General features: G+C 40.6%; 13 protein-coding genes. 7 read left to right on the forward strand and 6 right to left on the reverse strand.

The window, feature by feature from the left end; genetic code table 11:
• Window positions 1-4: 4 nt before the first annotated feature.
• Window positions 5-184, reverse strand: coding sequence for a hypothetical protein (locus tag R3D86_08470; protein ID MEZ5758241.1), 180 nt, complete (start codon window positions 182-184; stop codon window positions 5-7).
• Window positions 185-306: 122 nt separating this feature from the next.
• On the opposite strand from R3D86_08470, the gene R3D86_08475 reads away from it, so the two are divergent.
• Window positions 307-1164, forward strand: coding sequence for a LysR family transcriptional regulator (locus tag R3D86_08475; protein ID MEZ5758242.1), 858 nt, complete (start codon window positions 307-309; stop codon window positions 1162-1164).
• Window positions 1165-1237: 73 nt separating this feature from the next.
• On the opposite strand, the gene R3D86_08480 is transcribed toward R3D86_08475, so the two are convergent.
• The 5 genes from R3D86_08480 to R3D86_08500 form a co-directional block, all read right to left on the reverse strand.
• Window positions 1238-1438 (reverse strand): hypothetical protein, encoded by a 201-nt coding sequence (locus R3D86_08480; protein ID MEZ5758243.1) that lies wholly within the window; start codon window positions 1436-1438, stop codon window positions 1238-1240.
• 124 nt (window positions 1439-1562) lie between these two features.
• Window positions 1563-3257: a sulfotransferase gene (locus R3D86_08485; protein ID MEZ5758244.1), complete on the reverse strand. Its 1695-nt coding sequence runs from the start codon at window positions 3255-3257 to the stop codon at window positions 1563-1565.
• A gap of 162 nt (window positions 3258-3419) precedes the next feature.
• Window positions 3420-5144 carry a hypothetical protein gene (locus R3D86_08490; GenBank protein MEZ5758245.1) on the reverse strand — a complete coding sequence of 575 codons (1725 nt, stop codon included), beginning with the start codon at window positions 5142-5144 and terminating at the stop codon, window positions 3420-3422.
• On the reverse strand, window positions 5137-6120 hold the full coding sequence (locus R3D86_08495) for a hypothetical protein (GenBank protein MEZ5758246.1): 984 nt from the start codon (window positions 6118-6120) through the stop codon (window positions 5137-5139). Before R3D86_08495 ends, R3D86_08490 begins: the two co-directional genes overlap by 8 nt.
• 277 nt (window positions 6121-6397) lie before the next feature.
• The gene (locus R3D86_08500; protein ID MEZ5758247.1) at window positions 6398-7066 is read right to left on the reverse strand and encodes a VPLPA-CTERM sorting domain-containing protein; all 669 of its coding nucleotides are present in this window, start codon (window positions 7064-7066) and stop codon (window positions 6398-6400) included.
• Window positions 7067-7700: 634 nt separating this feature from the next.
• On the opposite strand from R3D86_08500, the gene R3D86_08505 reads away from it, so the two are divergent.
• The 6 genes from R3D86_08505 (at window position 7701) to R3D86_08530 (ending at window position 13872) form a co-directional block, all read left to right on the forward strand.
• Entirely contained in the window at window positions 7701-9776 is a 2076-nt protein-coding gene (locus tag R3D86_08505) for a TonB-dependent hemoglobin/transferrin/lactoferrin family receptor (protein MEZ5758248.1), read from the forward strand.
• Between the two features lie 15 nt (window positions 9777-9791).
• Window positions 9792-9968 (forward strand): hemin uptake protein HemP, encoded by a 177-nt coding sequence (locus R3D86_08510; GenBank protein MEZ5758249.1) that lies wholly within the window; start codon window positions 9792-9794, stop codon window positions 9966-9968.
• 102 nt (window positions 9969-10070) lie between these two features.
• Window positions 10071-11132 (forward strand): ChuX/HutX family heme-like substrate-binding protein, encoded by a 1062-nt coding sequence (locus R3D86_08515; protein MEZ5758250.1) that lies wholly within the window; start codon window positions 10071-10073, stop codon window positions 11130-11132.
• The gene (locus R3D86_08520) at window positions 11129-11986 is read left to right on the forward strand and encodes an ABC transporter substrate-binding protein (GenBank protein MEZ5758251.1); all 858 of its coding nucleotides are present in this window, start codon (window positions 11129-11131) and stop codon (window positions 11984-11986) included. Before R3D86_08515 ends, R3D86_08520 begins: the two co-directional genes overlap by 4 nt.
• A 34-nt stretch (window positions 11987-12020) precedes the next feature.
• Window positions 12021-13076, forward strand: coding sequence for an iron ABC transporter permease (locus tag R3D86_08525; protein MEZ5758252.1), 1056 nt, complete (start codon window positions 12021-12023; stop codon window positions 13074-13076).
• A complete protein-coding gene (locus tag R3D86_08530; protein MEZ5758253.1) occupies window positions 13066-13872 on the forward strand; it encodes a heme ABC transporter ATP-binding protein in 807 nt (268 codons plus the stop codon). Before R3D86_08525 ends, R3D86_08530 begins: the two co-directional genes overlap by 11 nt.
• Window positions 13873-13875 lie beyond the last annotated feature (3 nt).

The raw sequence follows: 13875 nt of genomic DNA on the forward strand, positions 1-13875 counted from the left end.
AATATTATTTAAAATAAATTTTTTCTATTAAAGCCTGATATTCTTCGAGCGATAAAGTTTCAGGAATATTTTTGTCATGCCCGTAAATTAACTTACCATCGAAGTCGGAAATGATCTGCCTTTGATTTGCTGCAGATGTGTCTGAATTAAAAAGCTCTTTTGCGTCTGAAATGCGGCTTCCCATAATCAGTTTCCTTAAATTAATGGACCATCAGATTATGAATTATATGCCGTAAATAAAATTATAAAATTGAATATTTTATGATATTATTATTTGATTTTTAAATAACATATGGTTCAGGTAAAATGGATATCCCTCAAATTAAAACATTCATCGCTGTGGCCGATACGGGCAGTTTTATTGCAGCGGCTGAGAAGGTCTATGTGACCCAATCCACAGTGAGTATCAGGATTAAAAATCTTGAAGATCAGTTGGGAACATATTTATTTGAAAGAAGCAAACAGGGCGCGCGTCTTACATTTGCAGGCAGGCAGTTTCTAAAACATGCAATTGCATTGGTAAAAATCTGGGACGAGGCGAGGTTATCAGTTGGTATCGGGGAGCAAATGGAAGCACTGCTGCGTATTGGTGGCCAGGTTAGTCTTTGGGATGGTTTTTTGCTAAAGTTATTGTCATGGATGCGCATTCATGCACCGGAAATTGCTATCCGAACTGAAATGGGATATTCGCCTGACCTTATGCAGAAACTTACAGAAGGGTCTGTTGATATTGCTATCCTTTACAGGCCTCAGCACAGAGCAGGGTTTAAAATTAAGCAGATATTTGAAGAAGAAATTGTTTTGGTTTCTTCGCTGGAACAGGGGATCGATATATTTGATCACGATTATATTTTCGTTAATTGGGGACCGGAATTTATCAGTGATCATGCCCTAAATTTTCCGAACCTGACCACACCGAGGGTATCACTTGACCTGGGTACACTTGGCATTGAATATTTGCTCAACTCTCCCTCCAGTGGGTATTTCCCGAGAAGAATTGCGGACAGTTTTGTAAAAGAGGGAAAGCTCTGGTATGTGGACTGGGCGCCGAAATTCATTTATCCGGCTTATATAATTTATGCGGAAGACATAGAAACTGACCTTATTAAGGTCATTTTAAAAGGAATTTCTGTTCTAAGAAAAGAAATGCTGACAGCTACTTAAAAAGTTCTTACCATCAGGGAATATCTGATAAATCAGATACTTCCTGGCGGTAAAATTTCTGAATTTAAAGAACTCAGTAGTCTTCGATATAATCGTCAAAAGCGCTTTTATATCTGGAGCGGCTTCTTGCAGGACGGCTACGTTTGGACTTATTTTTATCGCGCTCTTTAACTAAATCAAAATAATAGTCATCGTCAAATTCACTATAATCATAATAATCCAGTTTTTCGTATAATTCCCTATCAGAAATTGTATTTGGTTTATAATGCCTCATGTTAGTCTCCAATACTCATTACTGTTAGCATGTAGATAACATGATACCTGATTTTATCTATTTGAAAAGCGAATTTATTATATATAAAATATTTAAAAATTGAATATTATTAATCTTTAATTTACTATAATTCCGGTGCTTTAAGTGCTTCAATCAAAGGGTTTAGATATTTTTCATACGGGCGCCATTTTTCGATGGCCGTATTATAAATTGGTTTACGTACCTGATCGGCGCTGGCTGTATGAACAGATCTTTTGTTTTGATAAAAATTCAGACATTGATCCTGCCATTCCAGCCCTATGAATTTGATCAGTTTCCGAGCCTCATGCTCAAGATTATCAACAACGTCTTCATATTGTACATCTATTAGCATCTGTTTTGGCAGGACTTTATGCCAATGCTCTATAAGATCCTGATAACGGTTATAATAGCGGCCCAATTCGCCTAAATCATATACAAATGGCAAAAGTTGCTGAAACAGACGAGTGTAATTGGAAAAACAACAATCCATTGGATTACGTTTTGTATTAATGATACGTGCCCCGGGCAAAATTTTTGCGATTAATCCAACGTAATGGAAATTTGCAGGCAGTTTATTAACGATGCGTTTGGCATTAGGATTAAGTGCTTTTAGTTTGCCTAAATAATCTTTCCCAATGTCCAAAAGATCATCTTCGGCAATCTTTTCAATTTCCCATGGAAAATTATTGATTTTTTCTTTTATGATTTCGGCAAGTATCGTCAATTCTCCGCCTGCATGGATGTTACTATGGCTTGATAATATTTGTTCTATAAGGGTTGATCCCGAACGGGGCATCCCTACTATGAAAACGGCTGTTTGGTCATCGTTAGGGGCTTTTTTAAATGTATTTACAAATGATGCTGAAAATACATTTTTTATTTTTTCCATCAGCTTGAAGACAGCTTTTTCATCATAATGAAAACTTGCTCTTTTTATCTTGTTTCCGTACTTGAAATATTCAAAAGCAGTATCAAATTTTTCCAGATCGGAATATGCTTTCCCCAGAGTGAAATATAAACGAGCCTGATTTTCGGTTGATAGCCTCTTTGCATCCGGCACAATTTTTTCCATCTGCTTTATATGTTCATCGTCACTCTTATACTTCTTTAAAGGCGATAAATTATGATGGGCTTCAATATTGGCTGGTTTTATTCTAATTGCAGTTTCAAGGTGTTTTTTGGCATTAATAATGTCACCATTGGCAATTAAAACTACTGCCAGATTATTATGAGCTTCAGAATTATTGGGATTGATTTTGATTGCCTGAATATAGGCATCTTTGGCCTGATCCGGATGGCCGATTGCTTCCAATTGAGTGCCAAGATTATTATAGGCAGCCCCAAAACCGGGATTGAGTTTTATTGCTGTTTTATAAGCCTCTATTGCTTTTATACTTTCACCCAATGTGCTCAGCGCAAGGGCGGCAATATAGTGGGATTTTGGATCATTAAGATTTAGCTTTAATGACCTGTTGATGGAATGTAGGGCATTATTCGGATTGCCTCTAAAAAATATGATTTCTGCCAAATCTCTATGATATATCGCTCTATTCTCATCAAGCGATATGGCATTCTGCAACATTTTCTCAGCTTTTGCATCTTGGCCCTGTTGAAAAGCAAGCTGTCCCAGCAGGTGATAAGCCGGATGATAATTTTTATTGACCTGGATGATATCAAGACAAATTTTTTCAGCAATTTCAACCATACCCTGATTTGCATAATTAAGGGCAGCATGAATGGCATCTGTTGGCCCTTTAAATTGAGCAATATTACCTGAATACTGATTTTGTCTGACCATAAAGCGCTTTCTGTATTTTTGTGACTGCAATGCATATTCACATATACAGCAATTTCAGTCAGTTGATCTGGAAGATTATACTTAACATTGGTATTAGTCAGATGAAAGTGAATTTAATTTAGGGGATTACAGTTCCCAAAGTGCAGTTTCTTCATAGCGCCCTTATTTAAAGTCTTTTTTATCTGTTCTAATTATCAGAGGCCGTGATTTCCACCAGTAAATAAATTCAGCAGATGGCCTCAACCACCATCCGGGATATTTTGGGATTGTGATAAATTGAGCGATAAAAAGATAGCATTTGGCATAAAAAGAAAAAATATAATCAATGTTCTTGCCACTCTTTAAGGACATTGCTTTCTGGATAATTCTTTTCCGGGAATATAGATTATTTCTAACTCTTAAATCCAATGAATTTTTAGCATTATCCGGCATTTCACGGCTACCGCGATAAGCCGCAAGTTTAGGCCAGTATTTGTATAGAATGGCTTTCTGCGGTCTGTTAATTACATTATTTTCCAGTGAAAATCGTAACATGGTTTCCATATAATCAAGATCAAGGTAAGGATAGAGGAATATATGTCCTGGCCTTGATTGTTGCTGTCCCCACAATATGGAGCTTTTCCGGGTTTGCCATAAGGCAAAAGTCAGCAGATTCTGATTATATCCGGCAGGCTGATTAGTTATTCCTTCTCTTAGTATTTTTTCCATATGTTCTGGTTTTGGAAAAAATTCTTTTTTCAAAATCAAAGGTATTTTATGAGGCATAATTTTTTCAAGATGCCCACGAAAAACCCAGTCATTAAAGCCAAAAATATCACCCCCGGTGCCATCATAAAAACTGCATTTAAATTTATCATAATAGGTAAATATTGGTACGGACCAGGTATGAACCTGACATTGACCGTCCATACTGAAAATTCTTTGAATATCCTGTTTGTGCCATTCTTCCGGTGTTGGGTACCGGAACAGTTTGATATTAATGTTGTAATCTTTTGCTATTTGCATCGCGCAGTCGGCTTCAATATCAAATCCGTTTTCCATCAATGACTGAACGGTACAAGCGCCGAATGGAGTTTTACTTTTCTCTAAATGGGCAAATAACCGGCGGCTGTCATACCCACTGGAAAGAGGCAGTAAAACATCTCCAAAATGAACTGATTGACATCTTTCTATGGCAGTGGCCAATTTCTGCTCGGACAATTCGAGGGAGAGATCACATACAGCCTCTTCACCTTTTGGGAAGGTTTCATAGTCATACCATTTTTCAACTCTTTTGCCGGAATTTGTATATGAAGTGATACTTGCTTCCTGTGCTAGCTCTATCGCTTCACTTAATGTGTCTCTTGCAGGAATATACCCATTGGTTAATCGTAAAAAGCTGGCCATCATATTCGGTTTGTCGTCATGCAGACTTAATAGAGCAGGCGTTGATGAAAAGAAAATGAGTTTATCGATTTTTCTTATGTAAATTGGGCTCATGCCGAATATATCGGTTATGATGCTTAGTTCACGGCCTTCTTTTGATATTCTTACGGCACTGAAAATCCCATTGTGGCGTTTTAAGAGCTCATTTGACCAATATTTCCTTACTCGGTCCGCCGGAGTATAAGTGTTGATGGATGCTTCGGAAAGGTATCCCCTGAAGATAATAAGATCAGGATCATCAATATTTTCAGGGGGAAAAAGAAGGCCGTCAACTGTGTCAGCACCGTTTCTAATCGCAATCCAGTTTTTACCGCGTTCAATTTGAAAATGGCGGGGGGCAGAACCAGTATCAAAATCGTGGGGATCCGGCGACCAGCAGCCAAAATAAAATTCCTTACCGCCACATTTCCCGGAAATATATTGATCAAGTTCTGCTAAATTGATACGGGTGACTTTATTCATTTACACCTGAAGTTTGCTGACGGGAAAGACTTATTTCCAGTATTTTCTTTACCAGATCTTTTTGTGTTAACCCTTTTTCCTGAGCGGCAAAAGCAAAGCTGCCAAAAGAACTAATATCACAACACACATTAATTTCAAGAATTGTCAATTGACCTGTATTATCATTATAACGGTAATCAATTCGGAAATAGTCAATCGGCCTCAGTGAATTATTAAGAGCTTCGGCATGATGGGTAATGGTCTTTCTGACTTTGTCATTGTCAAAAATCTTGAATGACATGTCCCCATGATCCTGCAATTTTTCCTCTGATGTCAGAACATTATGAGGCTCAATTGTTGGGACCTCAACCACACCGAGCACTTGTGGGCTTTGTCCGCCGAGCACAGGTACCGTTAAATTAATGCCTTCAACAAAATCTTCCATGAGCACTGGAACATTCTTTGATAAAAGAAAGTCAATCTCCTCTTGAGCGGCGTGCCAGTCTTCACAATAGGAACTGGATCTTATCCATTCAGAATTTCCGCCTGACATGGGTTTTACAAAATACGGTGCTTTCAGTTGATCCGGTCTCTTTATTTCGTCTCCAGGATAAAATGCTGCGCTATTGGCAACGGTTATTCCACATGAGCTTGCAATATGTTTAAACAGACTTTTATTCTCGGCAACACCTCTGACTTCGGGGCTGGAGCCCAAATAGGGCACTCTTAAATATTCGCAGATGGCTGAAGCATATAGTTCACTTGATCTGAAACCCATTCGGTTGAAAAGCGAAAATACATAATCATATTCGCCTGCCTTGTTAAATAGATCCTGAGCATCATTTGTACCGATGACCTTTTCACATAATTCTGACAGTATTTTATAAATTTCCCTATGGTATCTTAATTTAGAGGTCACAACATTCGGCATTCCCTCTTTGGTTTTTGGGTCTGCACAATTGCCAAGAAACAGAATTTTTAATGTATTTAAGTTCATCTTATGTGATTATCTCTCTTTTCATATTTATATACATGCCGTCTGGTATTTTATACACTTGAAAAACGAGCATATTTTTATGATTAAACTATAACATAAAAGTAGTTAACAAATCGCGATGCAGAATTGGGGCAAAGAAATAACATTAATGGCTGTATTATTTAAAATATTTGAAGAGCAAAAAAAGAACCCACGGGAAATATAATTTTCTGTGGGTTCTGATAATTTTTAAATAAGCTGATCTGCGTAATAAGTTAATTTAATCTTATTACACGACTTATAAGCTGACTTTTTTCCTGCGACGACCTAGGAAGCCCATGCCACCAAGTGCCGCACCAAACATCAATAATGCAGGTGGTAGAGGCACAGCAGAAATACTGGCTAATGCGTAGTCGCCATATCCCCTGCTTTGAAGGCCACCGTTCAGAACAGTGAACACCAGTTGATCAGTAAACAGATATAGTCCGGTGACAGATAAAAATCCGCTTGAGCCGTCAAACCTTACTTCGCCAGGATCGGCAGAAAAATCCATAAAACCGCCATTGTAAGTTACTCTTGCAACTTCAGGAGCCGAAGTACCTTCATCATCAGTGAATAAATCAAGAAATGTAATGCCGCTAATGCCAATCGCCTTGCCAAAATTAATTGTGATAGACTGAGCACCATCAGATGAAATTTCATCATCGTCATCATCACCACCACCATTATTGACACCAAGTCCGTCATTTTGACAGGCTAGTCCTACACAGCTGTTACCATCTTGCCCTTGTGATGCAGTGAGCACCCCGCCAGATGCAGATATTGAATAAGTTGTACCAGCAAATAGGCCATTTGCGCCGATAAACGGATTTGCCGTAAAATCCAGCGTTGCCGCGTTAGAAATAGTGCCAGAAGCAATCAATGCTATGAAAGATGCACCAATAACGGAAATAAACTTGTTAATCATACTCTGTACTCTTCATTATTTAATAATTAAAAATTACAATTCCAGCCGAAACATATAAGCCCGTCTGATTGTATTTGTTTTTATAAAAATTATTTTTCTCAACTTACTCTTACCAGAGGAAAAATATGCTTTCCATTCCGTAAAATATTACCACATATAAACTATTTGGTCAAAGGCATTAAATTTAATTTTTTATAAAATTCTAAAAAAATTGAGGGGAAGATGTTGAGTTTTTTATAAATACTAATGTAACTATTTGATAATAAAAGATCGTTATGGTTAACAAATTCTCAAATATAAAATTTCAATTCATACAAAAAAATTTATCAAATAAAATTTAATAGCGATTAAATCGAATGATCATGATCTGTCGGTTTAAAACCAGCTCAAACTGAGATTTAATTCTTTATGGCAAAATCTTCAATTAGACCTACTCTGATAATAATTATCAAAAACACTTGCTATTAATAATCATTATTAATAATATAGGTCCATTGAGTCGTCTTGACTAATAATTAGCCGAGCCAGCCATTGTCTGATAAAACAATTCCGGAACTTATCTGGATAGAATTTACAAAGACAAGCAAGCCAAGCGTAAACCAAAATCAAATTGGGTTAACTAAGGAGTTTGCTTGTGAATTTTTATAGTAATGTTTCTATGCTGGCATTATTGGTGGCTTTTTCCACTACTACAAATGTGAATGCTGATGAAGGCGCTGTGGAAGATGTTGATGTGATCACAGTTACTGCAACGAAAACTGAAAGAAACGTGTTTGAAACACCGACTGCTGTCGCGGTCATTGACCAGCAGGAAATTGAGCAGTTTATACCGCTTTCATATTCAGATGTTCTGGAAGGTGTGCCTGGCCTATCGGTGCAGGGTGGTGCCCGAAGGATTGCAGAAGAGCCATCAATTAGAGGTTTTTCTGACCAACAGCTTGTTCTCAGAATTGATGGAGCAAGACAGAATTTTGATATATCTCATAGAGGAAGATTTTTCGTAGATCCTGATCTGATCAAAAGGGTTGAAGTTATCCGTGGTTCCGCGTCATCGTTATATGGAAGCGGTGCCATAGGCGGGGTTCTTTCCCTTGAAACCAAAGGGGCAAAAGACCTTCTCCGTGAGGGTCAGGATATTGGTGCCAGAAGCAGTATCGGATATCAGTCAAATGGAAATGAATTTTTTACATCAGGCAGCATATTCGGCAAATCCAATAAAGTCGATATGTTGGCCAATCTCGTTTACCGGAAAGTTTATGATGACTTAACTGACGGTTCAGGCAGTCCTATTGTTGATACCCAGGACGAGATTGTTAACGGACATACAAAACTTGGGTTTGAGCCGACAGAATTTCAACGCTTTGAAATTAATGCGGATTTTTTTGACAGTCAGGGCCTAAATCCCACTGCTTCAGATGATGTTTCCTCTCCTACAACTGTTGTTGATCGGGACACATCCCAATATAACATCAGGGGAAATTATTCTTACCATGACCCTGATAATAATCTTGTCGATTTCAAAACCGTTATTCACTATTCGGATATTAATATAAGTGAAGATCGACTATTCGATGGTCGCTCGGACAAATCAAATTTTAAATCTTATGGAATTGACATGCATAATACCAGCAGGGTCATGGTTTCGGATCGATTGAAAGCAGCTATTACTTACGGTCTGGAATATTTTAAGGATGAACAGAATGGCACAAGGGATGGTGTAGACCGACCTGAATTTCCTGATTCAGAGCGCAAATTTATTGCCGGTTATACTCAGTTGGAAATAGATGTGCTGGATGGACTTCTTTCAATCATTCCAGGAGTGCGATATGACAGCTATGATCTGACTTCAAATGACGTTTTTGACAATAGATCTGAAAGTGATTTTACACCGCGAATTTCAATAGGACTAAATCCCACCGATCAGCTTTATTTCTGGGGCAGTTATTCTGAAGCGTTTCGCGCGCCAACGCTAACCGAACTATATAATGATGGCATCCATTTTTCTGTGCCTGAAGGCTTTGGCCCTGGCACGCTTGTCGTCAATGAGTTTGAGCCGACGCCTCTTCTAATGGCGGAGCAGGCCAAATCATGGGAAGCAGGCTTCCGCTTCAGGCAGTCTGACCTGATTAATGCCGGGGACAGCTTTGTTCTAAGTGCCAACTATTTTAATACGGACGTTAATAATTTTGTTGATACGGTCGTATCCTACGTTGATCCAATGAAGGCACCTGAATTTATACCGCCATTTGGCCCTATGACATTCTATGGAACCACTCAGAATGTGAATGGAAAGGCTAAAATTGACGGGTTTGAAGGGGATATCCGTTATGACAACGAGTATATCACTTTTAGCATAAGCGGCTTTACGGCAAACGGCAGGAACCCTCTGACGGATGAAGGGCTTTCTTCAATTGCACCCGATAGCATGACCATTCGCCTGACCGGAAAATTCCAGGATATAGGTTTAAGGGCGGGCACCCGCGTTACCATCACGGCCGCTCAAATCGATGTGCCGGCCGAAAGCGTGACAACTGACGGCTATCAGACGGTTGACTTGTTTGCAAGCTGGTCACCCGTGGATGGTGCATTGCAGAATACTGTCTTTAGTATTGCGCTGGATAATGTGTTCAATGAAGATTATTCGATCCACCCAACCGTTATTCACCAGCCGGGCCGAAGTTTCAAATTCAATTTATCACACCAGTTTTAGTGGAAAGGGAAGGATATGATTGATGAAATAAATCTACCACCTAAAGAACCTGTACAAGGTAAGATTGACGCTACCGGCCGGTGTGACAGCAGCAAGCTGCTTCAGGGGCGAAATGAGATCATTATCGTTCATGGAGATGTCGAATACCGTCTGCGAAAAACATCCCAAAATAAACTGATCTTAACAAAATAGAGAATTAGGAACAAACCAGGAAAAAGTTAAGCCAGCCAGCGCATTAGAAAAATAATTTGCGAGCCAGCCGACCAAACCCCAAATCTTATAAAGGAGAATATTATGGACGTGGCACTGGCAAGTGATGAAACATCCTATATGCAGGATTTAAAAGAAAAATGGCATTTATATAAAGAAGAGAACCCCAAAGTCCGCATCCGAAATGCAGCCGATGATCTCGGTGTAAGCGAAGCAGAACTGGTTGCAACCGGTATTGGTGAAACGGCAGTCAGGCTGAAAGCGGAATGGGGAAATATTATTAAACAGCTTCCAAAACTGGGTGAAATTCTCTGCATAACCCGCAATGACGATGCGGTACATGAAAAAAATGGTAAATTCGGTGCCGTTTCAGTCAGTCCGGGTCATGCTTTGGTGGTTAACCGTGAAATTGATTTGAGAATTTTCTTCAGCCATTGGCATTTTGGGTTTGCGGTAACAGAAAATACTGCGCGTGGCGAGCGAAAAAGTCTGCAGTTTTTTGATCTTTCCGGATCATCTGTTCATAAAGTCTATCTGACGGATGACAGCAATTTCGAAGCCTATGATGAATTAATCAGTCGGTTCAAAGCAGATAATCAGTATGCTGAACTCAAAACAACCGAGCATGCCCCGCTTCCTGCCGAAGTTCCGGATGAAAACATTGAAGCGGAAAGAATGAGAAAACATTGGCTCGCTCTTCAGGATACCCATGATTTTATTCATATTTTGCGGGACTTTGGCGTATCAAGAGTGCAGGCATTAAGGCTTGCCGGGTCTGATCTGGCCTTTGAAGTATCGAAGGGTGCTTTTAGATATGCCTTGGAGAAAGCTTCGCAAACAGGTCTTCCCATCATGATATTTGTCGGAAATAAAGGATGCATACAAATACATACCGGTCCGATCAAAAGAATTGTTGATTCAGGTGGCTGGCTGAATATTCTGGACCCACGGTTTGATCTTCATGTTAAGGAAAGCCGGATTGAAAAGGCATGGGTCGTGCGCAAACCAACCAGCGATGGTATTGTCACTTCGCTGGAACTTTTCGACAAAGACGGCAATCAGATACTCACCATGTTTGGGGAGCGAAAACCTGGTCAACCGGAATTGAAAGACTGGGCAGCTCTATGTGCGGACCTACCCAAATGAGACATCTGATTTATCCGGTAATATTTCTGCTCTTAAATGCCCAGACTGCACTGGCACAGGAACAGAATTGCCAGACTGCGGGACAAAGGGTAATTGCTCTTGGCGGTGCTGTTACTGAAATGATCTATGCTCTTGGTGAAGAGAAAAGGCTTGTTGGTGTAGATATCACATCAACTTACCCTGCTTCTGCTCTTAAACTTCCGAAGGTCGGGTATTATAGGACTGTCAGTGCCGAAGGGTTAATGTCATTGGGTCCGGATCTTATAATTGCTGATCCTGATGCAGGGCCGCCGGAAGTTTTAGATCAGCTTAAAGCGATCGGTATTTGTATTCGGAAAATTGGGGGTGGCGGGAGTGCGGATGCCGTATTGGACCGGGTTGCATTAATTGCCGATATATTAAATGCCGAGGGGAAAGGAAATACGCTTAGAAAAAGTCTTTCTGATGATTTTGCTGAAGCTACCGTCAGATCAATGGAAATTGCATCTGAAAAGCCCCGCGTACTTTTTTTATTGTCGGCTCAGGACGGCACACCCGTTGCCGCTGGCATTGATACCGATGCAAATGCCATTATTCATCTGGCTGGCGGGGTAAATGCTGTTGATGGGTTTAGCGGCTATAAGCCACTTTCCTCTGAAGTGGCGGCAGCTTCAAAAGCGGATTTCATCCTCATGATGTCACATGTGGTTGAAAGTTCCGGCGGGCCCTCATCAATATTGAACTTACCGCAAATCAGGCTGACACCAGCGGGAAGGCTGGGAAATCTTATTTCGATGGACGGACTTTTACTGCTTGGTTTTGGACCCCGAACCCCGGAAGCCATTAATTCACTTAGTAACCAGATCTATAAGTAGCCGATCAAATAAAGGTGAAGAGGGAATTAAAAATATGAACACAGATATATTGACCGGTTTGCGCTACAAAAAACCAAGCCTCATTGTCATTCTCTGTATTGGTTTAATTTTGGCTGTGATTGCCAATATTTTGATCGGTGGATATAGCCTGCCATTTGATAAGATTATCGCAATTCTGCTGACCAAGCTTGGACTTTCAACATCAGTTGATTTCGCGCCGCATGAAGCAGGAATATTGCTTTCAATCAGACTGCCAAGACTGATACTTGGTATTTTTGTTGGAGCCGCACTGGGGATCTCCGGGGCCGTCCTTCAGGCGCTTTTCAGAAATCCGCTGGCGGAACCGGGTCTGATCGGGGTCTCGAGCGGTGCCGCTTTATTTGCCGTCGGCTATATTGTGCTGGGGGTGGGTTTTGCGGTTTCCTTTATGTTGCCACTTATGGCTTTTATTGGGGGTATCTGCGCCACATTACTTATCTATACCCTTTCAAGAAATGCGCTAGGGGATAAAGTGGCGACCATGTTGTTGATTGGCATAGCCATTAATGCCATTTCGCTGGCCGGGATAGGATTTTTTCAGTTTATAAGCGATGATACACAATTAAGACTTCTGACTTTCTGGATGATGGGAGGACTTGGCAGTGCATCCTGGCAGTCTATCCTACCGACCCTTTCGCTTATAACAATAGGGGTATTTGCTCTATGGCACAGCGCGGTTCCGTTAAATGCATATTTACTTGGGGTGGCGGAAGCGGGTCATTTGGGTGTGGATACAAAAAAACTGACCAGGATCATTATTCTTTCCGTTGCGCTGATCGTTGGCTCAGCAGTTGCTGTTTCCGGTATAATTAGTTTTGTTGGCCTAATTGTACCTCATATTGTACGCCAGTTTTCCGGCCCTGATCACAGGATTGTCATTCCTGCGTCTGCTTTGCTTGGGGCGATATTTACTCTTATTGCGGATCTGGTCGCCCGAACAGTGGTTATTCCGGCAGAGCTCCCTATAGGTCTTGTCTGCAGTGCTGTGGGAGGACCTTTTTTCCTTTGGCTTCTGCTTGAAAAAAACAGGGAGGCCAGCCATGGCTTATAAATGTGAAAAAATATCTGTATTTGCCGGACGAAAGGTATTGGTTAATGATATCTCCTTGTCTGTAAAACCAGGGCAACTGTCGGTCATTCTTGGCCCCAATGGCGCCGGTAAATCAACGTTGCTAAAGGCGCTGTCAGGTGATATCAGACCTGACAGAGGTGAGGTTATGATTGACGGTAAGTCCACTCAATCTCTGGACAGAAAAGAACTGGCAATGGCCAGAGCCGTACTCCCTCAATTATCAAACGTCACCTTTAATTTTTCCGCTCTTGATATCGTTAAAATGGGCAGGCTCCCCTATAATGAATGTGAGCGGATCAGTTTGCCGATTGTCGCAAAAGCCATGTCTCTGACAAGGACATCAGAACTCCAAAGCCGGCAATTTATTACGCTTTCCGGGGGCGAGAAACAGCGGGTGCAATTTGCCCGTATTTTGACACAGATTTGGCCGGAATTAAGCAATGGTAAGACAAAATATCTGTTGCTGGACGAGCCAACCGGTGCCCTTGATCCATTATATCAGATGGAAATTTTAAATATTGCCAGATGGCTTGCTGAAGAAAAAGGGTTCGGTGTCCTTGCCGTCCTTCATGATTTGAACCAGGCGATGGTCTATGCTGATTATATTTATCTTCTTAAGCAAGGCAGACTGGTTAGTGAAGGCCAGCCTCAAACAGTTCTGACCCGGTCTTCCATCCGGGAGCTTTGGGGAATTGACACCGAAATTATCCATCACAAATCTGCTTCAGTCCCTTATATTCTTCCCTATGTTGGGAAATGCTCTAGCTCCTTTTAAAAA

The organism is Emcibacteraceae bacterium (assembly GCA_041396985.1).
In the GTDB taxonomy this organism is placed as follows: Bacteria; Pseudomonadota; Alphaproteobacteria; order Sphingomonadales; family Emcibacteraceae; genus Pseudemcibacter.